The sequence below is a fragment of the Streptomyces sp. NBC_00287 genome, from assembly GCF_036173105.1.
Lineage (GTDB): Bacteria > Actinomycetota > Actinomycetes > Streptomycetales > Streptomycetaceae > Streptomyces.
The window spans coordinates 4,119,408-4,140,927 of sequence record NZ_CP108053.1; the positions used below are offsets into that span (position 1 = coordinate 4,119,408).

Annotated in this window: 8 protein-coding genes; all 8 read right to left on the minus strand. The window is 73.6% G+C overall.

Translation table 11 applies throughout. The features are described from left to right. Positions 1 to 3: 3 nt before the first annotated feature. From OHT76_RS18660 to sbnB, 8 genes are read right to left on the minus strand one after another with little or no spacing between them, the layout of a single operon-like run. On the minus strand, positions 4 to 939 hold the full coding sequence (locus OHT76_RS18660; RefSeq protein ID WP_328871970.1) for a TauD/TfdA family dioxygenase: 936 nt from the start codon (positions 937 to 939) through the stop codon (positions 4 to 6). Next, positions 936 to 1,703 carry a thioesterase II family protein gene (locus OHT76_RS18665; RefSeq protein WP_328871971.1) on the minus strand — a complete coding sequence of 256 codons (768 nt, stop codon included), beginning with the start codon at positions 1,701 to 1,703 and terminating at the stop codon, positions 936 to 938. The genes OHT76_RS18660 and OHT76_RS18665 overlap by 4 nt, the downstream gene beginning before the upstream one ends. After that, complete coding sequence (locus OHT76_RS18670) at positions 1,700 to 3,070, minus strand: MFS transporter (protein ID WP_328871972.1); 1,371 nt, start codon at positions 3,068 to 3,070, stop codon at positions 1,700 to 1,702. Before OHT76_RS18670 ends, OHT76_RS18665 begins: the two co-directional genes overlap by 4 nt. Next, the gene (locus OHT76_RS18675; RefSeq protein WP_328871973.1) at positions 3,067 to 3,990 is read right to left on the minus strand and encodes an ornithine carbamoyltransferase; all 924 of its coding nucleotides are present in this window, start codon (positions 3,988 to 3,990) and stop codon (positions 3,067 to 3,069) included. The genes OHT76_RS18670 and OHT76_RS18675 overlap by 4 nt, the downstream gene beginning before the upstream one ends. 37 nt (positions 3,991 to 4,027) lie before the next feature. Continuing rightward, positions 4,028 to 15,205, minus strand: coding sequence for a non-ribosomal peptide synthetase (locus OHT76_RS18680; protein ID WP_328871974.1), 11,178 nt, complete (start codon positions 15,203 to 15,205; stop codon positions 4,028 to 4,030). Next, positions 15,202 to 20,163: a non-ribosomal peptide synthetase gene (locus OHT76_RS18685; protein WP_328871975.1), complete on the minus strand. Its 4,962-nt coding sequence runs from the start codon at positions 20,161 to 20,163 to the stop codon at positions 15,202 to 15,204. The genes OHT76_RS18680 and OHT76_RS18685 overlap by 4 nt, the downstream gene beginning before the upstream one ends. A gap of 41 nt (positions 20,164 to 20,204) precedes the next feature. Next, a complete protein-coding gene (locus OHT76_RS18690; protein WP_328871976.1) occupies positions 20,205 to 20,423 on the minus strand; it encodes an MbtH family protein in 219 nt (72 codons plus the stop codon). 43 nt (positions 20,424 to 20,466) lie between these two features. After that, positions 20,467 to 21,465: a 2,3-diaminopropionate biosynthesis protein SbnB gene (gene sbnB, locus OHT76_RS18695; protein WP_328871977.1), complete on the minus strand. Its 999-nt coding sequence runs from the start codon at positions 21,463 to 21,465 to the stop codon at positions 20,467 to 20,469. Between the last annotated feature and the right edge of the window lie 55 nt (positions 21,466 to 21,520).

Below are 21,520 nucleotides of genomic sequence, written 5' to 3' on the forward strand. Positions count from 1 at the left end.
GCCTCAGTCCGACATCGCGACCAGCACCCGGCGGTCGCCGGTGAACGGACGGCGGCCGTGCGCCAGCAGGACGTTGTCGATCAGCAGCAGGTCTCCGGTGCGCCAGTCGACGTCCACGGCGTGCTCGAGACCGCGGTCGCGGATCTGGACGACGTACTCGGCGGGGATGGGGCTCCCGTCGGCGAAGGTGACGTTCTGCGGCAGCTCATCCTCGGGCAGGATCTGCGCGAGGGCTGCCGCGGTGTCGTCGCCGAGGCCCGCGGGGTGCCACTGGTCGGCCTGGTTGAACCACACCTCGGCGCCGGTGACCGGGTGCCGGGTGGTGGCCGGGCGTACCGAGGAGACCCGGATGCCGCCGTCGGCCTTCCACTCCCAGGTGGCGCCGGTGGGGGTGAGGAAGGCCTCCACGTCCTCGCGGCTGGTGGTCTCGAAGGTGTCCTGCCAGCTCTTGCCGAGGCCGAAGCCGTCGTGCAGGTTCTGCACGTAGCGCACTCCGCCCGCGAACGCCTCGCGGACCTTGTCGTCCAGGGAGTTCAGCCACAGGGCGGCGTCGACGACGGGGGTCGCGCCGCGGCTGCCGGGCTGGACCTGGCAGTAGAAGGCGAGGCGGGCGGGCCAGGCGTGGGCGTAGCTCATCTCGTTGTGCATCGAGATGGTGAATTCCTGCGGGTACTCGGTGGAGGTGTAGACATTGCTGCCGACCTTGGTGCGCGGGGAGTTGCCGTGCACGTAGGCGAGCCGGTTGGGCAGCAGGGCGTCCAGCACGCGGTCGAGTTCGGCGGGGGTGACGCCGAAGCCGCGGAAGACCAGGCCCTTCTCCGCGACCAGCAGCTTGCCGAACTCCTCGCCCATCCCGGTGACCCGCTCGACGAGTTCCTCGGCGCCGCCCACCCCTTCGCTCTCGATCTCCAGCGGGGTCCAGATGTCCGTCTGCGTCATGTCAAAACCTCCAGGTCTTCGGTGATGTCGGCGAGCAGCTCGGCCTCGCGGGGGGCGAGGTAGAAGTGGTCGCCCGGGTAGGTGCGCAAGTGGAAGTCGGCGGTGGTGAGTTCGGCCCAGGCCGCGACGGCGTCCGGGTTGCAGCCGGGGTCTTCGCTGCCGAGGTAGGCGGTGATGGGGGCGTGGACGGGGGCGGGCGGGTCGGCGGGGCGGTAGTTCTCGATGAGCCGGTAGTCGGCGCGCAGCGCGGGCAGCAGCAGCTCGCGCAGTTCGGGGACGTCGTACGCCTCCGAGCCGAGGTCGCCGAGGCGGCGCACTCCGGCGACGAGGTCGTCGTCGGACCGGTGGTGCAGGCCGGTGGGGCGGGCGCGGTGCGGGGCGGAGCGGGCCGAGACCATGAGCCGGCGCGGGACGACACCGTGCCGGGCCTGAAGCCGGAGCGCCGTCTCGTAGGCGACGGAGGAGCCCATGCTGTGCCCGAACAGGGCGATCGGCCGGTCGAGGCGGTCCAGCAGGGCGGCGGTCACGGCGTCCGCGAGGGCGGCCATGTCCTCGACACAGGGCTCGGCGAGGCGCTCCTGGCGTCCGGGGTAGCGGACGGCGAGCAGCTCCACATCCTTGGGCAGCCGGGCGGACCAGCCGCGGAACAGCTGGGCGTTGCCGCCGGCGTGCGGGAAGCAGACGAGCCGGAGCCGGGGCGGCCGGCCGTTCGCCGCCGGGTAACGCCGCAGCCACGGCACGTCGTGGACGGTGGCGGTGCTCATGGGGTCTCGTCTCCTTTCGTGCGGGGATGGTCATCCGGTCCCGGAGGCTTTCGTCCGGACCTTGAGCGGGCCTCGAGCCCGGAGGCCGGACGGGCTGCGTGATGCGGACCGCCGCCGTCAGCCGCGGCCTCGTCCGGGAGTTCTCTTCTCAGGTCCGGTGCCAGCGCCGCCAGCAGGGCCAGTACCGCCATCGCCGCCGCGATCGCCCGTACCGTCGGCTCCGCTCCCCACGTCGCCAGCAGCAGGCCGCCGGCGAAGGAGCCGAGGGCGTTGGTGCCGGAGCCGATGAGGGTGGCCGTTGCCGCGACTCGGCCCTGGAGGGCGTCCGGGGTCGTGCGGACCTGGTAGACGGCGGCGGAGACGTTGAACACCGCGCCGACGAAGCCGGTCCCGGCGTAGAGCAGGCCGAGCAGCAGCGGCTCGGCGGTGAAGCCCATCGCGCCGATCAGCAGGGCCCAGGCGACGGCCCCGCCGATGAGCAGCGCGCGGCGGCTCGTCCGGCGCTCGAGACGGCTGCCCGCCAGCGCCCCGCACAGGCCGCCGATCCCGCCGACGCCCATGACGATCGCGAGGGTCGACGGCGGCAGGCCCTCCTCCTTGACGCGCAGGATCAGGGCCAGGGCGAGCATCTGGAACAGCACATTGGTGCCGGCGACATAGCCGAGGGCCGCCCGCAGAAACCGCTGCCGCCACAGCCACCGCATGCCCTCGGCCACCTCGGTGGCCATCCGGCGCGGCGCGGCGGCGCCGGTCCGCTCCTGCTGGAAGTCCTTGCGGATCAGCAGCAGGGAGACGAAGGAGCAGGCGTAGGCGAGCGCGCCGAAGCCGAACGGCAGCCAGCGCGCCGCCGAGTACAGCAGCGCTCCGCCCGGCTGGCCGAGCAGCCCGGCCGCCCGCCCGCGCGCCTCGTTCTGCGCGAGGGCGGCGGGCAGATGCGCGGGGTGCACGAGATTGCGTACGGCACCCCGCTCGGCGAGCCGGTAGAACACCGCGAACGCCGACTCCACGAACGCCACCACCGCAAGATGCGGCACCGACAGCCGGCCCGCCGCGAGCGCCAGCGCCACGCTGCCCACCGCGAGGATCCGGCCCGCCTCGCACCCCAGCATCAGCCGGCGCCGGTCGAAACGGTCCACGACCGCCCCGGCCGGCAGCTGCACCAGCAGCAGCGGCAGCAGGGCCGCCGTGGTGACGACCGACATCGCCAGCGGCGAGCCGGTGTGCCAGAGCACGATCAGCGGGTAGGCGACCGAGGTGACCCGGGTGGCCAGGAACGACAGGCTCGCTCCCGACCACAGCAGCAGGAACTCCCGGTTGTGGCGCAGCGGGGGCGGCGCTTCGACGGCCTCGGCGTCGACGAGGGTCATGTCCTGCACCACTCCAGGACCGCCATCGCGCTGTGCATCTTGTTCTCCGCCTGCGCGAAGGCGATGGACTCGGGCCCGTCCAGCACCTCGGCGGTGACCTCCTCGCCGCGGTGGGCGGGCAGGTCGTGCATGAAGACGGCCTTGGGGCTCGCCTCCCACAGCGCCCGCGTCACCTGGAACGGCGCGAAGATCTCCCGCCAGTTCGCGTCCGGCTTGGCGGTGCCGGTGGTCTGCCAGCGGGTGGTGTAGACGACGTCCAGGTCCGCGGGCAGCCCGGCCATGTCGTGCCGCTCGGCGAACCGGGCCCCGCTGCGGGCGGCCTGCTCGGCGGCACGGGCCGCGAAGGACGGCTCGAGTCCGTAGCCGGGCGGGGTGCGCAGCTCGAACTCGACGCCCGGGAAGCGGGTCAGGGCGAGGGCGAGGGCGGAGGCGGTGTTGTTGCCCTCGCCGACGTAGAGGATCTTCAACCCGTCGACCTGCCCGAACTGCCCCTGGAGCGTGGTCAGATCGGTCAGCGCCTGGGTGGGGTGCTCGTCGGCGCTCATGGCGTTGATCACCGCCATCCGGTCCTGGGTGGCCCAGGCCCGCATCTCGGCGGGATCGCCGGCGGTACGGGCGACCAGCACGTCGAGCATCCGCGACATGACCCGGCCGGTGTCCTCGCTGGTCTCCCCGGTGTTGAGCTGGAGGTCCCCCGGCCCGTACGCGATGATCTGCGCGCCGAGCCGCAGGGCGCCGCTGGAGAAGGCGGTGCGGGTACGGGTGGAGGTCTTGCTGAAGTAGATGCCCACGACGTCCCCGGCGAGGGGGGTGGGGCGGCCGGCCGCGCGGGCCGAGAACTCGGCGCCGCGCGCGACGAGCGCCCTGAGGTCGGTGTCGTCGAGGTCGTCGATGGAGATCAGGTGCCGTACGGATGCCACGGTGTCCTCCCGGAAGATGGCCTGCGGGTCAGGGGCGTCATGCGCGGTCCTCGTCGGTGACGACCGGGGCCAGCACGGCGGGGACCCCGTCGGTGCCGCCCTCGCCGCGCCAGTCGGCGGCGAGCCGTCCGCTGCCGAACCGGGCGTCGTCCCGGCCGAGTTCGGCGGTGAGGTGTTTGACCACGGCCTTGCCGGAGTCGGCGTTGGTCAGGGCGACGAAGCCGGTGCCCGCGTGCAGCCGGCTGATCGCCATGTTCCAGTAGCCGGAGGGTTCGCCCCCGTGGCCGAACTCCAGGTCGTCGCCGCTGTCGTCGACGATCGTGCCGAGGCCGTAGAAGGTGCCGGACTCGCCCGCCAGCAGCTCCCGGGCGCTCGCCTGGGTGACGAGCGCGCCCGGTGCGCCGAGCAGGGCCTCGCGTACGGCGAGGACTAGGCGGGCGGTGTCCCCCGCGGTGGTCCACAGCCCGGCGGCGGCCAGGTGGGCGCGGTTGCGCCAGCCGCCCTTGAGCGACGTGCCGTGTGCGTCGTGGCCGAGCGCCACCGGCAGCCCGGAGGTCTCGGGGAACCGCTGGTCGAAGCTGGTGTCGGCCAGGCCCAGCGGGTCCAGGACCAGGCGCCGCATCAGCGTCTCGAAGTCCTCGCCGGTGATGTCCTCCAGCACCTGCTGAAGCACCCAGTAGTGCGTGCTGCTCTTGCGGAACGTCTCGCCGGGGGGCAGTTCCCGGCGCACCCGCGGGGTGGTGACCGGCGGGCGGCCCTCCAACAGGTCGAGCAGGACGGGCAGTTGCTCACCCGGCTTGAAGCCGACGCTGCGGTGCCGGGCGAGCCCGGCCCGGTGGCCGAGCAGATGGCGCGCGGTGAGCGGGCCGGGGGCGGCCGGGTCGTCGGCGAGCTGCCAGGAGGTCAGGTAGCCGTTCACGTCCGCGTCCAGGTCGATCAGACCCTGGTCCAGCAGCCGCATGACGGCTACGGCGGTGACGTGCTTGCTGATCGAGCCGACCTGGAAGAGCGTCCGGCCCGTCACCGACGCGTCCCCGCCCGCGGCAAGCACACCGTGGCCTTGTACGTCGGCCAGGGCGCCGTCGCGAAGCACGGCGAGGGCGACTCCGGGCACGTGGTGGTCGTCCATGACGGCGGCGAGGCCTTCGGCGAACTCCGGCTGGGCGTAGAAGGGTTGGGCTGCCGCGCCGGGAAGCGGGGCCGCCTGCGCGCGGGCGTCGTCCGGGACCCGGGCGTCGGGCGGGGCCGTACCGAGCAGTGCGGCGGCCTGGGCGAGGGCTCCGGCCGCGGCCTTGCCGTCGGCTCCGGCGGAGGCCTGCCGCAGCAGGGCGGCGAGAAGCTCGGCCGGGACCTGAACGGTGCCGTCGGCGCCGACCGCGGGCGGCGCGCTCGGCCCCGCCTGCTGGGCCTCCCGGGCCGCCTCCGCCGCCCGGCCCGCCGTGGCCCGCTCGGCCTCCGAGGACTTGGCCGCCGTGCCCCTCTCCGTCTCCGAAGCCTTGGCCGCCTTGGCCTTCTCGGCCTCCGCCGCGTCCTCGTCGATCGCCGCCGCCAGATCGATCAGCGTGTCGTGCTGGTACATCCGGTAGATCGACACCGTCAGGCCCGCCGCCCGGGCCGCCGCCAGCACCTTGATCATCAGCAGGGAGTGGCCGCCGAGGTCGAAGAAGCGGTCGTGGATGCCGACCTGGTCGACGCCGAGGACGTCGGACCAGATGGCGGCGAGCGTCCGCTCGGTGTCGGTGCGCGGGGGCACATGGTCGGTGCCGGTGCGCAGGGCGCCGCGGTCCACGGCGGGCAGGGCGCGTCGGTCGACCTTGCCGTTGGCGTTCAGCGGCAGGGCGTCGAGGGCGACGAAGGCCGACGGAACCATGTAGTCGGGCAGCCGCAGCGCACAGTGCGCGGCAAGCGCCTCCGCGTCCGGAGCCTCGGCGGACGAAGGCGTCCAGTACGCGACCAGCCTCCGGTCCCCCGGCACCGGCTCGTGCACGGTGACGTAGGCGTCGCGGACCCCGGCGTGGCCGGCGAGCACGGCCTGGACCTCGCCGAGTTCGATCCGGTAGCCGCGGATCTTGACCTGGTCGTCGATCCGGCCGAGGAACTCGATGGCGCCGTCGGCCAGTTGGCGCACCAGGTCCCCGGTGCGGTACATCCGGGCGCCGGCCACATCGCCGTACGGGTCGGGCAGGAAGCGCTCGGCCGTCAGGTCGGGGCGGCCGGCGTAGCCGCGGGCCACGCCGGTGCCGCCGACGTACAGTTCGCCCGCCACCCCGACCGGGACCGGGCGCAGGGCCGAGTCCAGCACGTACGTCGTCATGTTGGGCAGCGGACGGCCGATCGGGACCACGTCCCGGCCCACGGGCTCGACGACCGGGTGGATCGTGGAGCCGACGGAGGCCTCCGTGGGGCCGTACTCATTGATGAGGCGGCCCGGGCCGAGGATGTCCAGGGAGCGGTCGGCGGTCGCGCCCGGCAGCGCCTCGCCCGCGACGACGAGGACGCCGGCGAGCTCCTGCGCCTGCTCGGTGGTCAACTGCTCGGCCAGCAGGTCCAGGTGACCGGGCGTCAGCTTGATGAAGGCGTACGGCGCGCCCGCCAGCAGCGCCCGGCCCAGCAGGCCCGGTTCGGTGTCCTGCGGGACGGCGAACACGCGCTGCCCGGTGACCAGCGGCGCCCACAGGTTGGGGACGATCAGGTCGAAGGCGACGGAGGAGAACATCGGCGCGCCGCCCTCGCCCTTCGACGCCAGCTCGCGCGCCGCCCAGGCGACGTGGTTGGCCAGACCCCGGTGCGGCACCTCCACGCCCTTCGGGGTGCCGGTGGAGCCGGAGGTGAAGATGACGTACGCCAGCCGGTCCAGGTCGTCGGTGCGGGCGGGCGGGGTGGACGGCCCTGCCTTGACGTCGGTGTCGTCCAGGAGGACATCCACGGCCTCGAAGCGGTCCGCGTACGCGGCCTGGGTGAGCGCCACCGCGGCGCCCGAGGTCCGTACGATCGCGGCGACGCGCTCGGCCGGGTAGGACGGGTCGATCGGCACATAGGCGCCGCCCGCCTTCCACACCGCGAGCAGCGCGGCGATCAGCCCGGGGCCGCGGTCCAGCTGGACCGCCACCCGTGCCTCCGCGTCCACTCCACGCGAACGCAGGGCATGCGCTAGGCGGTTGGCGCGGGCGTCGAGCTCGGCGTAGCTCACGGTCTCGTCCCCGAGGGTGACCGCGGGGGCATCCGGGACGCGGGCCGCCTGCTCCTCGAACCGCTGGAGCACGGAGGCGGTCTCGGCCTCGTACCCGGTGTCGTTCCACTCGACGAGCTGGCGGTGCAGCTCCTGCTCGGGCAGCGGTACGAGGCGGGCGTCGCCGGTGGGGTCGGTCGCCATGGCGGTGAGGACGCCGGCGTACAGGGCGGTGAGCCGGTCGGCGTGCTCCCGGGACAGGGCGTGGGTGTGGGTGGTCATCAGCAGATAGCCGGAGACCGCGGAGACGGCCAGGCCGAACTCGGTGGCGCCCTCGCCGGAGCTGTCGCCGACGTCGACGCGCTCGGTGTCGACGTGGTCGAAGTCCTGGTAGCTGAAGCGGACGTCGAGCAGCCGCTCCAGGCCCGCGTCGCGCTGGATGGCCGGCATCGGGTAGCGGCGGTGCTCCCACATGCCCGCCTCGTGCGCGAAGACCTCGCGGACCAGCTCCTCCCAGGTGCGGTCGCGGTCGGCGTCGAAGGCGAACGGCAGGGTGTTGAGGTACATGCCGTAGACGCGGTCGGCGCCGGGGGCCTCGGGGCGGGCGCTGAAGACGAGCCCGGCGTGGAAGCGGTCCTCCTCGGTGACGAGGCTGAGCGCCTTGAGGTGGGCGGCGAGCAGCACGCTCTTGAGGGAGACCCGGGCCCGCGCGGCAAGGGCGCGCAGCCCCTGCTCGTACGGGCGCAGCTCGACGGCGACCCGGAACCGCTCGCGCGGTGCGCTCCGGTCGCCCGCCCAGGCGGACGGCAGAGCGAAGCGCGCGTAGCGGCCGGTGACGTCCAGCCAGTGGCCGCGGTCCACCTCCGAGTCCAGGGAGCGCAGTTCGGCGGCGACGAAGTCGGCGTAGCGGACGGCGGGCGCCGTCGGCTCGACGGCTTCGGCGTTGTCGCGGGCGCGGCGGTACTCGTCGAGGAGTTCCATCAGCAGCGCCCGGTGGCTCCAGCCCTCGGTGATGGCGTGGCAGACGGTGAGGCCGAGGCGCCAGGCGCCGTCGCCCTCGATGTGCGCGGTCATCCGCAGCAGCGGCGCCTGTTCCAGGTCGAACAGGTCGGCCCGCTCGGCGGCGATGAAGTGCTGGACCGCCTCACGACGCCCTTCCTCGTCGAGGCCGGTCAGGTCATGAACCGCGACCGGGATGGCCGCCTCGGCGTGCACGACCTGGAGCGGCTCGGCGTACCCGTCCAGGTGGAAGGAGGTGCGCAGCAGCTCGTGCCGGGCGGCGACGGTGTCCGCGGCGGCGCGCAGCGCGTCGGCCGAGAAGGGCCGGTCGTCGTCGGTGATCCGGAAGGAGGAGACGTTGTGGTAGGCGGCCTGGGTCCGGTCGGCGAGCATCTCCAGGACCATGCCGAGCTGCACCTGGGTCAGCGGATAGGCGTCCACGGCGTCGGCGGGCAGCTTCTGCTCGTCCTCGTCGGTGACCATCGCGAACCGCTCGACGGGCGTGTCCACCTCGGTACGCGCGGGGCGCCCAGTGAGGAACTCGCTCAGTTCGGCGACCGTGCGGTGCTCGAAGACGTCCCGTACGCCGATGTCGAAGCCGGCCGAGCGCAGCGCCCCGACGAGGGCGACGGCGCGGATGGAGTGGCCGCCGATCTCGAAGAAGCCGTCCTCGACCCCGACCCGCTCAAGGCCGAGCACCTGGGCCCAGACCTGGGCGATGCGCTCCTCGGTGACGGTGCGCGGGGCGACATAGCCGTCGTCGGCCACCGGCTCCGCGGCGGGCAGGGCGCGCCGGTCGACCTTGCCGTTGGCGTTCAACGGCAGGGCGTCCAGGGTGACGAACGCGGCCGGGACCATGTACTCGGGCAGGCGGGCCGTCAGATGCTCGCGCAGGCTCTCCGCTGTGACCGTGTCCGGGGTGCAGTAGGCGGCGAGTTCACCGTCGACGGTCGTGACGAACGCGTCGCGGACCTCGGGGTGGGCCGCGAGCACCGCCTGGACCTCGCCGAGTTCGACCCGGTAGCCGCGGATCTTGACCTGGTCGTCGATCCGGCCGAGGAACTCGATGGCGCCGTCGGCGAGTTGGCGCACCAAGTCGCCGGTGCGGTACAGACGGGCGCCCGGGGCGCTGCCGTAGGGGTCGGGGACGAAGCGCTCGGCGGTCAGGTCGGGGCGGTTGGCGTAGCCGCGGGCCACACCGGTGCCGCCGACGTAGAGCTCGCCGGTGACGCCGACCGGGACCGGCTGGAGCGCCGGGTCCAGCACGTATGTCGTCATGTTGGGCAGCGGGCGGCCGATCGGCAGGACGTCCGTGTCGGCGTCGGCCGGGACCGGGTGGATCGTGGTGCCGACGGAGGCCTCGGTGGGGCCGTACTCGTTGATCAGCGTCACGTCCGGGGCCAGCGCGCGCCAGCGCTCCAGGGTCGCCCGGGTGAACGCCTCGCCCGCCACCACCAGCACCGGCGCCAGACCGGCCGCCTGCTCGGCGGTCAACTGCTGGGCCAACACGTCGAGGTGACCTGGCGTCAGCTTGATGAAGCTGTACGGCGCCGCGGCCGCGAGCCGCTCGCCGAGGTCCGCCATGTCGACGTCCCCCTCGACGGTGTGCACGGCCTGCCCGGTGACCAGCGGCGCCCACAGGTTGGGGACGACGAGGTCGAAGGCGACCGAGGAGAACAGCGGGGCTCCGCCCTCACCGCGGGAGGCCAGCTCGCGGGCCGCCCAGGCGACGTGATTGACCAGACCCCGGTGGTACACCTCGACGCCCTTGGGGGTGCCGGTGGAGCCGGAGGTGAAGATGACGTACGCCAGCCGGTCCAGGTCGTCGACGCGCTCGGGGGCGTGGACGGGCCGGTTGACGAGGGCGTCGGCCGGCAGCGCGGTCAGCGTGACCGCGGCGCCGGCGAGGTCGCGCATGGCGGCGACGCGCTCTGCCGGGTAGGACGGGTCGACGGGCACATAGGCGCCGCCCGCCTTCCACACCGCCAGCAGCGCGGTCAGCAGGTCCGGGCCGCGGTCCAGCTGGACCAGGACGCGGGACTCGGCGCCGACGCCCTCGGCGCGCAGCTGGTGGGCCATCTGGTTGGCGCGGGCGTCGAGTTCGCCGTAGGAGAGCGTGCCGCCCGCGTGGCGTACGGCGACGGCTCCCGGGGTGCGGGCCGCCTGCTCCTCGAAGCGCTGGAGGACGGTGTGCGTCTCGGCGCGGTAGGCGGTGTCGTTCCAGGTGCCGAGCTGGCGCTCGCGCTCCCCCTCGGGCAGGAACGTCGACTTCGCGTCGCCCTCGGGGTCGGCGGCCATCGCCTCCAGGACCTGGCGCAGCATGGCGGCGAGCCGGTCGGTGCCGGTGCGGCTCAGGGCGCGCGGCGCGGCGGTGAGGACGAGGTGGCCGATACGGGCGGAGACGCCGAGCGGGAACTCGGTGGGGCTGTCGTCGATGCTCGCGAGGTAGTCGACCTGCTCGCGGTCGACCTGGTCGAAGTCGTGGTAGCTGAAGCGCATGTCGATCAGCCGCTCGCCGTCGGCGAGGTCGCGCTGGATGACCGGCATCGGGAAGGTGCGGTGCGGCCACAGCTCGATCTCGCGGGCGAACACGGCCGCGACCAGCTCGCGCCAGGTGTCGTGGTCGCGGTCGTGGGCGAACGGCAGGGTGTTGAGGTGCATGCCGTAGACGCGGTCGGCGCCGAGGATCTCGGGCCGGGCGTTGCACACCAGACCGGAGAAGAAGCGCTCCTCCTCGGTGAGCATGCTCAGCGTCTTCAGGTGGGCCGCGTGCAGGACGCTCTTGAGGGAGGCGCCCGCCTTGGCGGCCAGGGAGCGCAGCCGCTCCTCCAGGTCGTGGAAGGGCACGGCCACCCGGTAGGGGGCGCCGTCGTCGTCCGGGTCGCCGCGCCAGGGGGCGGGGACGGTGAGTCGGGCGTGGCCGTCGACTATGGACTGCCAGTACGCCTTGGACGCGTCGGAGTCGAGGACCTCGAGCTCGGCGGCGATGAAGTCCGCGAAGCGCACGGCGGGCATCTGCGTCTCGGAGGGCTCCTGGCCGTCGCGGATACGGTCGTACTCCTGGAGGACCTCCATCAGCAGGGAGTGGTGGCTCCAGCCGTCGAGGATGGCGTGGCACTCGGTGTTGGTGATCCACCAGCTGCCGTCGCCGGCGATGTGGGCGTACAGGCGCAGCAGCGGCGGGGTGGCCAGGTCGAAGAGGCGGGAGCGCTCGACGACCGTGAACTCCCGCAAGGATGCCTGGAGTTCGTCATCAGTGAGGTGGGACAGGTCGCGGGCGCCGACCGGCATCTCGGCGGTGGCGTGCACCAGTTGGAGGGGTACCGAGTAGCCGGTGAGGTCGACGGAGGTGCGCAGGGCCTCGTGGCGGTCGACGACGACCGCGGCGGCTGCCTGGAGCGCGTCGAGCGAGAAGGAGCGCGCGTCGCGGATCCGGAACGAAGTGACGTTGTGGTACGGGTGCTTGCCGTCGTCGGTGAGCATCTCGACGACCATGCCGAGCTGGACCTGCGACAGCGGGTAGGCGTCGGCGAGGCCCTCGGGCAGCTTCGCCCGGTCCGAGGCGGCGACCAGGGAGAAGGGCTCGACGGTGCGGGCGGCCTCGGCGGGGGCCGGGCGGCCGGTGACGAGTTCGGCGATCCGGGCGACGGTGCGGTACTCGAAGACATCGCGCACGGCGAGGTCGTAGCCGAGGGCGCGCAGTCGGCCGACGAGGGTGACGGCGCGGATGGAGTGTCCGCCGAGTTCGAAGAAGCCGTCCTCGACGCCGACCTGCTCCAGGCCGAGCACATCGGCCCACACCCCGGCGATGCGCTCCTCGGCGACGGTGCGCGGGGCGACGTGGCCGGAGGCGCCCAGGGCGTCCTGGCCCGGGGCAGGCAGGGCGCGCTTGTCGAGCTTGCCGTTGGTGGTCAGCGGCAGCGCGTCCAGGGCCACGAAGGCGGCCGGGACCATGTACTCGGGCAGTTGTCCGGCCAGGTGGGAGCGGAGCTCGCCGGGGGCGGGCACGCTCTCGCCCGCCGGGGTGACGTAGGCGGTCAGGCGCTTGTCGCCGGGGGTGTCCTCGCGGACCAGGACGACGGCGTCGCGGACCCCGGGGTGCGCGGCGAGGGCGGTCTCGATCTCGCCGAGCTCGATCCGGAAGCCGCGGATCTTGACCTGGTCGTCGATGCGGCCGAGGAACTCCAGGCTGCCGTCGGGCATCCGGCGCGCGAGGTCACCGCTCTTGTAGAGGCGGGAGCCGGGCGCACCGAAGGGGTCGGGCACGAACCGCTCGGCGGTCAGCCGCGGGCGGCCCAGGTAGCCGCGGGCCACGCCCGGTCCGCCGACGTAGATCTCGCCGGGCACGCCGACCGGGACGAGCAGGCCGTCGCCGTCCAGGAGGTAGACGCGCAGGTCGGCCAGCGGGTGGCCGACGGGGTTCCCGGCCTGCGGGTCGAGGTCGGCGTCGGTGAGGCGGTGGTAGGTGGTGTGGACGGTGGTCTCGGTGATCCCGTACATGTTGACCAGAGCGATCCGGTCCAGGCCGAACCGGTCGGTCCACGGCCGCAGTTCGGACACCTCCAGCTTCTCGCCGGCGAACACCACGGCCCGCAGCGACAGCTCGGCGTCCGTGCCGATCAGCGAACGGAACGCGGTCGGCGTCTGGTTGAGGACCGTGACCTGCTCGCGCACCAGCAGGTCGAGGAACTCCTCCGGCGACCGGGTGACGGCGTAGGGGACGACGATGAGCCGCCCACCGAAGAGCAGGGCGCCCCACATCTCCCAGACGGAGACGTCGAAGGCGTAGGAGTGGAACAGCGGCCAGACGTCGGACTCGGAGAACGCGTAGTGCTCGTGGCCGCGCTCCAGGAGCCGGACGACATTGGCGTGGGTGAGGGCGACGCCCTTGGGCTTGCCGGTCGAGCCGGAGGTGTAGATCGTGTAGATCAGGTTCTCGGGGCTGCCGGGGACGGCCGGGTCGGTCTCGGGCTGTCCCTCCTCCTCACCGACAATCAGCAGGTCCACGTCGAAGAGGTGGGCGTGCTCGGCGGTGGTGACCACGACCGGCGCCTGTGCGTCCTCGACGATGTACGCGATCCGGTCGGCCGGGTTGGCGGGGTCCAGCGGCAGGTAGGCGGCACCGGACTTGAGGATGCCGAGCAGCGCCGGGATCAGCTCGGCGCCGCGCTCCAGGCTGAGTCCGACCAGCGTCTCGGGGCCTGCGCCGCGGGCGATCAGGGCGTGTGCGATGCGGTTGGCGCGGGCGTTGAGCTGGGCGTACGTCAGGTCGGCGCCCTCGAAGGAGACGGCCACCGCGTCGGGCGTGCGCGCCACCTGCTCCTCGAACAGCTCGTGCACCCGCCGGGTCACCGGCTCCGGCACCTCGGGGGAACCGACGAGCACGGCCCGCTCCTCGGCGCCGAGGATGTCGTACGACGACAAGGGCGCGGCCGGGGCGGCGGCGACGGCGTCCAGCAGCCGCAGCAGATGGCCGGCGAACCGCTCCACCGTGGCCCGGTCGAACAGGGCGGTGGCGTACTCCAGGTGGCCGCCGAGCGTGCCGTCGGCGCCCTCGCGGACCTGGAGGTCCAGGTCGAACTTGGCGACCTTGCCGGAGCCCTCGAACGGGGTGACGTCGACCCCGGGGAACGCGAACGCGGCGCCGCGGTCGCCGTGCATGGTGAACGCGACCTGGAACAGCGGGGTGCGGGACAGATCGCGCTCCGGGCCGATGGCCTCGACGACCTGGGCGAAGGCGATGTCCTGGTGGTCGTAGGCGTCCAGGACCGTGGCGCGGGTGCGGGCCAGCAGGTCGGTGAAGGCGGGGTCGCCCGCCAGGTCGCCGCGCATCACCAGGCTGTTGATGCCGTAGCCGATGAGCTGCTGGAGCTCGGGGCGGCCGCGGCCGGAGACCACGGTGCCGACCGCGATGTCGGTGCGGCCGGTCCAGCGGGCCAGCAGGCTCTGGTAGGCGGCCAGGAACAGCATGAACAGGGTGGAGTCTTGGCGGGCGGCCAGCTCCCGCAGCCGGGCCGCGAGGGCGTCCGGGACCTGGAAGGCGACCGAGGCGCCCGCGCCGTCGCGCACGGCGGGGCGGGGGCGGTCGGCGGGCAGATCGAGCGGGGTGAGGCCGTTGAGCTGCCGCTGCCAGTAGCCGAGGTGGCGTTCGATGACCTCGCCGGTCAGCTCGGCGCGCTGCCAGGCGGCGTAGTCGGCGTACTGCACGGCGAGCGGCGCCGGGGCGGAGCCCGTGTACAGCTCGCCGAGCTCCTGTCCGAAGACGCCGGTGGACCAGGCGTCGCAGGCGATGTGGTGGAAGACCACGGCGAGGAGGTGCTCGTCGTCCGCGAGCCGGATCAGCCGCGCGCGGACCGGCCAGTCCCGGCCGAGGTCGAAGGGGCGGGCGAGATCGGCCTCGACGAGGGCGCGGGCCGCGTCGTCGTCGACGGCGGTGGACTCCTGGAGGGGCGCGGGCCGGGGCTCGTCGATCACCTGGACGGGCTCGTCCCCGTCCAGCACATAGCGCGTCCGCAGGATCTCGTGCCGCTTCAGCAGCGCCTGCCAGGCCCGTCCGAGCGCCTCGGTGTCGAGGGCGCCGCGCAGCCTGAGGACGAGCGGGACGAGGTACTCGGGGCTGTCCGGCTCGAGCCGGCTGAGAAACCACATCTGCTGCTGCCCGTACGACAGCGGCAGCGGCGCCTCACGATCGGCACGCGGAATCTCCGCCCGCCGCGAAGCCGCGGCCCCCCGCCCGGCGAGCCGACGGCGCAGCAACTCGGCGCGCAGAGCGTCGGCACCAGACCCCTGTGCCTCGGCAGGGGCGCCCGAGACCGTGCTCTGCGCGGCTTCACCGGCGGCCGCACCTTGCGCTCCGCCCCCGCCCCCACGCCCCACCAACTCCGCGCGGAGCGCCCCGGCATCGGCGCCCGAGACCGTGCTCTGCGCAGCCTCACCGGCGGCCGCACCTTGCGCTCCGCCCCCGCCCCCACGCCCCACCAACTCCGCGCGGAGCGCCCCGGCATCGGCGCCCGAGACCGTGCTCTGCTCGATTTCCCCGGTGCTCATGCCTTGTGCTCCTTCAGCGATGGGTGGGTCGAAAGGTCCGTGGTGGCGTCCCGCAGCAGGTCCGCGTCGGACAGCGCGTCGATCTGCGCCATGACGCGCTCCTCGACGGCGGCCGCGAGGCGGGCGATCGTCGGCCCCTCGAAGACCGTGCGGACGGCGAAGTCGATCTCGTACTCCTGCTGGAGATGCGAGATGAGGCGGATCGCGAGGATGGAATTGCCGCCGATGTGGAAGAAGTTGTCGTGCGCGCCGGCCTGGACGCCGAGCAGCTCGGTCCAGATCTCGGCGATACGCTCCTCGACCGGTCCGCTGGGCGGGATGTGCCCGTCGTCGGCGGCGGGGCGGCCCGGTACGGGCAGCGCGCGCCGGTCGATCTTGCCGTTGGCGTTGACGGGGAGGGCGTCGAGGGCGGTGAAGGTCGCCGGGATCATGTACTCGGGCAGCCGGACCGCCAGGTGCTCGCGCAGGGCGTCCGCGTCGGCCGTCCCCGGGGTGCAGTAGGCGGCGAGTTCGCCGTCCACCGTCGTCACGAAGGCCTCGCGCACCTCCGGGTGACCGGCCAGCACCGCCTGGACCTCGCCGAGTTCGACGCGGTGCCCGCGGATCTTGACCTGGTCGTCGATACGGCCCAGGAAGGCCACGTTGCCGTCGGGCAGCCGGCGGACCAGGTCGCCGGTGCGGTAGAGGCGGGCGCCCGCGACCGAGCCGTAGGGGTCGGGCAGGAACCGTTCGGCGGTCAGATCGGGGCGGCCCGCGTAGCCGCGGGCGACGCCCGTGCCGCCGACGTACAGCTCGCCGGTGACGCCGACCGGGACCGGCTGGAGGGCCTCGTCCAGGACGTACATCGTCATGTTGGGCAGCGGGCGGCCGATCGGCAGAACGTCCGGGATGCCCTCGCTGCCGTCGGCCGGCACCGGGTAGACCGACGTGCCGACGGAGGCCTCGGTCGGGCCGTACTCGTTGATCAACCGCATGTCCGGGGCGAGTTCGCGCCAGCGCTCAAGCGTGGACCGGGTGAAGGCCTCCCCCGCCACCACCATCACCGGGGTGAGCGCACCGGCCTGCGAAGGGCTCAACTGGTGAGCGAGGATGTCGAGGTGACCGGGCGTCAGCTTGACGAAGCTGAACGGCTCGGCCTCCGCGAGTCGCTTGCCCAGCTCGGACATGTCGGTGTCCTGCGGCAGCAGGAACAGCCGCTGCCCGGTGACCAGCGGCGCCCACAGGTTGGGGACGACCAGGTCGAAGGCGACCGAGGAGAACAGCGCGCCCCCGCCGTAGTCCTCGCCGGCCAGCTCCCGTGCGGCCCAGTCGACGTGGTTGGCCAGGCCCCGGTGGTGCACCTCGACGCCCTTCGGGGTGCCGGTGGAGCCGGAGGTGAAGATGACGTACGCCAGCCGCTCCAGGTCCCGGGTGCGCGCGGGCGCGGTCGCCGGGCGCTCGGCGATCTCCGCGGCGTCGGCGTCGACCAGCACCGGACGGGCGCCGGAGTCCTGGAAGCGGTGGGCGTAGGCGGCGGAGGTGATGGCCGTGCGCGCCCGGGCCGCCGTGCACATCGCGGTGATGCGGTCGGCCGGGTAGGACGGGTCGATCGGCACATAGGCGCCGCCCGCCTTCCACACCGCGAGCAGCGCGGTGACCAGCTCGGGCCCCCGGTCCAGCAGGACGGCGACCCGCGCCTCGCAGCCCGCGCCCCGGGTGCGCAGATGGTGCGCGAGACGGTTGGCGGCGGCGTCGAGTTCGCCGTACGTCATGGTCTGGGTGCCGCAGGTCAGCGCGGTGAGCTCGGGCGCGGTGGCGGCCTGTGCCTCGAACAGCTCGAAGACCGCCTTGTCGGCGACCGGGTAAGCGGTGTCGTTCCACTCGGTCAGCAGTCGGTCGCGTTCGTCCGCGGTCAGCAGGTCGACCGTGCCGAGCGGGGTGCCGGGGGTGGCCGAGACCCGCTCCAGCAGCGTCAGGAAGTGGCCGGTCATCCGCTCGGCGGTGGCCCGGTCGAACAGCGAGACGGCGTACTCCAGGACGCCGTCGAGGGCACCCTCGGGGGTCTGCCGCATGAACAGCGACAGATCGGTCTTGGCGACCTGCCAGGCCTCGGTGAACGCGGCGAGGTCGGCGTCGGCGGTGACGACACTGGTGACGCCCTCGCTGTGCAGGTCGAAGGCGACCTGGTAGAGCGGGGTGCGGGACAGGTCGCGCTCCGGCTGGAGCTCGTCGACGAGCCGCTCGAAGGGCAGCTCCTGGTGGACGAGGGCGGCACGGGCCGCGTCCCGGACCCGGCCCAGGGCCTCGGTGAAGCTCACCTCGGGGCCCAGACCGCAGCGCACGATCAGCGAGTTGAGGAAGAAGCCGACCATGTTCTCGGTCTCGGGCCGGGTGCGGCCCGCGACCGGGGTGCCGATGGGCACGTCCCACTGGCCGCTGTAGCGGGCGACAAGGGTGGCGTAGGCGGTGAGCAGCGTCATGAACGGCGTCGCGCCGTGCGCCCGCCCCAACTCGGTGAGCCGCTCGGCGAGTTCGGGGACGATCCGGAACGGCACGACGGCGCCGCGCGGATCGCGGACCGCCGGACGGGGCCGGTCGGTGGGCAGATCGAGCGGGGCGATGCCGTCGAGCGCCGTCCGCCAGTGCGCGAGCTCCCGCTCGATGACCTCGTCGGTGAGGCGGGCGTGCTGCCAGGCGCCGTAGTCGGCGTACTGGAGGGCGACCGAGGGCAGCCGGTCCCCGGCGCACAGGGCGCGCAGCTCCCGCTCCAGCAGGACCGTCGACCAGCCGTCGCAGGTGATGTGGTGCAGGGTGAGCAGCAGCAGATGGTCCTCGCCCGGGATCCGCACCAGCAGCGCCCGCCACAGCGGGCCCTCGGCGAGGTCGAAGCCGCGCTCGAACTGCTCGCCGAACAGGGCGGCGACACCGTCGGCGGTGGCGTCCGCCACGCGCAGCTCGACGCTCTGCGCGCCGGGCGCGTCGATGATCTGGCGCGGCTCGCCGCCCTGGCTGAGGTAGCGGGTGCGCAGCGGCTCGTGGCGTGCGGCCAGCGCGTCGAGGGCGGTGCGTACGTCGTCGGCGGCGAGGGTGGCGGGCAGGCGCAGGAAGAGGGGGGCGACCCACTCGGGGCTGCCGGGGTGCATCCGGTCCAGGAACCACAGCCGGCGCTGACCGGAGGACAGGGGCAGTTCGCCGTCGCGGGGGACGGCGACGACGGCAGCGGTCTCCTCGACCGACGTCCCGATCAGCCGGGCCTGTGCCTCGACCGTGGTCGCCGCGAACAGGCCGCGCAGGGACACCTTCTCGCCCGATGCGCTGCGCAGCCGCGCCGCGAGCCGGGTCAGTTGCAGGGAGGTGCCGCCGAGGGCGAAGAAGTCGTCGAGCGCGCCGACCCGGTCCAGGCCCAGCAGCTCCGCCCAGACACCGGCGACGAGTTCCTCGGCGGCGTCGCGCGGGGCGGTGAAGGCGGGCTTGTCGGCGGCGGCGATCTCCTCGACGGAGGGCAGCCGCGTCCGGTCGACCTTGCCGCTCGGCAGCAGCGGGAAGGCGTCCAGGACGTGGAAGAGCGCGGGCACATGGCTGTCCGGCAGCCGCTCGGCGAGGAAGCCGCGCAGCTCGGCGGTGTCGACGGTGCCGGTGAGGTGCGCGGCGAGGCGCTTGCCGCCGTCCTCGGCCGGGTACGCGACGACGACCGCGCCGGTGACGTCGGGGTGCGCGGCGAGCGCCGCCTCCACCTCGCCGGGCTCGATCCGGACGCCGTTGACCTTGACCTGGTGGTCGAGGCGGCCCAGGTACTCCAGGGTGTGGTCGGCGCGCCAGCGCACCTGGTCGCCGGTCCGGTACAGCCGGGCGCCGGGCTCGGTCGCGTACGGGTCGGGCACGAAGCGCTCGGCGGTCAGATCCGGGCGGCCGACATAGCCGCGGGCGACCCCGACCCCGCCCGCGTACAGCTCGCCGGGCACGCCGACCGGCACGGGGGCGCCGCCCGCGTCGAGGACCAGGACACGCATGCCGGGCAGCGGGCGGCCGATGGGCACCGGGCCCGTGGTGAGCGCGGGGTCGACGAACTGGGCGGTGACATCGATGGAGCACTCGGTGGGGCCGTAGGTGTTCCAGACCTCGAGTCCGGCGCCCGCCCGCTCGCGCAGCCGCGTGACGAGCTCGGCGTGCAGGGCCTCACCGGCCGAGAACAGCAGCCGCAGCGAGCCGCAGCCGCTGAAGTCGCCCTCCTCGACGAGGAGCCGCAGCACCGACGGCACGACCTGCAGAACGGTGACGTCATGGTCCGCGACCGCGCGCAGCAGCGCCGCCGGATCGCGTTCGGCGCCCGCGGGGGCGAGCACCACGGCGGCGCCGCTGACCAGCGGGGCGAAGATCTCCCACACAGCCGCGTCGAAGCCGATGGTGGTCTTGTGCAGCACCCGGTCACCGGCACCGAGCGCATGCCGCTCGACCGTCCAGCCGACCCGATTGGCAATACCGGCGTGGGTGACGGCGACGGCCTTGGGCTTCCCGGTGGAACCGGAGGTGAAGACGGCGTAGGCGACACCCGCGGGGTCGGCGACGGGCAGCTCGGGCGCGTCCCTGGACGGCTCGTCCGCCTGCGGCGTCAGGTGCCGCGCCCCCGACTCCCGGACGACCTGGGCCAGTTCCGGCCCACTGAGAACGAGACCGGCGCCGGCCTCACGGATCAGGCCGGTCAGGCGCGCGGGCGGCTGGGCCGGGTCGAGCGGGACGTATCCCGCTCCGGCCCGCCAGACGCCCAGGAGCGCGACGACCAGGTCGACGCTCCGGGGCAGGGCCACCCCGACGAGCGTCTCCGGCCCCGCGCCCAGATCCCGCAGACGGCGGGCCAGGTGCAGTGACGCACGGTCCAGTTCCTCGTACGTCACCACCCGGGAGCCGTCCACGACGGCGGCCGCGCTCGGGGTACGGAACGCCTGCTCGGCGAAGCGTTCCGACAGCAGTTCGGCGTTCACGGTTACTCCTGTCACAGACCTGGGCGTGGGGTGGCGGGGATTCAGGCCGCGGACGACTCGTGCATACGGCGGCGCAGGCTCGCCGGACGCATGTCGGTCCACACCTCGGCGATCCGGGCCAGGCACTCCTCGCGGCTGCCCTCGGTGCCCTCGGCGTGCCAGCCGGCGGGCAGCTCACGCCCGGCGGGCCACAGCGAGTACTGCTCCTCGTCGTTGAACACCACGCGCTGGCGGGGGCCGTCGTTCTGTTCGGCGGTCATCGAAACTCCTTGAGAGGTAAGGGAATTGAGGGGCATGGCTCGCTCAGGCGCCGAGGAAGTCCTCGACCTCGACGCCGAGGCCGCGCCGGGCGGCCTGCTCGCGCACGAACTCGGCAAGGGCGAGGTCGAGCACGCCGAGGCCGAACGGGGAGAACACGACGGGCCGGTCCGCCTCCCGGCGCAGCACGGCCGTGCCGCGCAGCAGCGCGCCGATCGGGGCGGCGACGAAGTCGCGGTTGCCGACGGCCTGCTGGGCGAGGTCGAGGGAGGTGCGCTCACGGCAGACGTGGTCGGTGTCGTCGACGACGTTGACCGCGCCGAGGATCGTGTCGGCGGTCAGGTCGCGCAGGGAGATGTGCAGCACCGTGGTGTCCGGTCCGCAGGCGGACAGGTCCAGGTGCGGGGTGGCGGCGGTGGTGGCGAGGGAGACCAGCCGGTGGGCGCCGAGCGCCTCGGCGAGGTCGGTCACCGGGTACGCCTTGACGTCGGGCGCCACGGCCCGGCACTGCTCGGCGAACGCCTCGGCACGGGCCGGGTCCGTGTCGTACAGGGCGGCCTCGGTGAGGCCGGGCAGGGCGGCGGCGAGGAAGCGCAGGATCTCCCGGTTGATCACACCGCAGCCGATCAGCAGGACGGAGGCCGGCGGGTTCCCGGCGGTCAGCTCCCGGGCGGCCAGCGCGGCGCTCGCCGCGGTGCGCTTCGCGGAGATCACCGAGCCCTCGCAGAAGGCCACCGGGTGCCCGTTGTCGAGGGAGTTGAGGACGATCGCGGCACTGGCCCGCTCGATGCCGGCGCTCACATTGCCCGGGAACGAGGAGATCCACTTCATCCCGGCGACCGGCCACTCGCCACCCCGGTACGCCGGCAGCCCGATGATCCGGTCCCGGGCGTGCCGCTCCTCGGGGAAGCGCAGGAAGGTGGAGTGCGGCAGGGACGTGAGCCCCTCGTCGTGCAGCCGGTAGGTGTCGGCGACGAGCTCGATGATCTCCGTCTCCCGGCCGGACAGCACGTCCGTCACATCGGCACGCCGGAGGATCAGCATGGGGTTCCCTCTCTGCGGGGCGGATCGGATGCTCCGATGCTCCGACCGGCCGCTA

Bases quoted from the DNA above. Each gene is read 5' to 3' on its own strand.
- OHT76_RS18670 (WP_328871972.1), bottom strand. From the start codon at position 3,070: ATGACCCTCGTCGACGCCGAGGCCGTCGAAGCGCCGCCCCCGCTGCGC.
- OHT76_RS18690 (WP_328871976.1), bottom strand. From the start codon at position 20,423: ATGACCGCCGAACAGAACGACGGCCCCCGCCAGCGCGTGGTGTTCAAC.
- OHT76_RS18680 (WP_328871974.1), bottom strand. From the start codon at position 15,205: ATGAGCACCGGGGAAATCGAGCAGAGCACGGTCTCGGGCGCCGATGCC.
- sbnB (WP_328871977.1), bottom strand. From the start codon at position 21,465: ATGCTGATCCTCCGGCGTGCCGATGTGACGGACGTGCTGTCCGGCCGG.
- OHT76_RS18665 (WP_328871971.1), bottom strand. From the start codon at position 1,703: ATGAGCACCGCCACCGTCCACGACGTGCCGTGGCTGCGGCGTTACCCG.
- OHT76_RS18660 (WP_328871970.1), bottom strand. From the start codon at position 939: ATGACGCAGACGGACATCTGGACCCCGCTGGAGATCGAGAGCGAAGGG.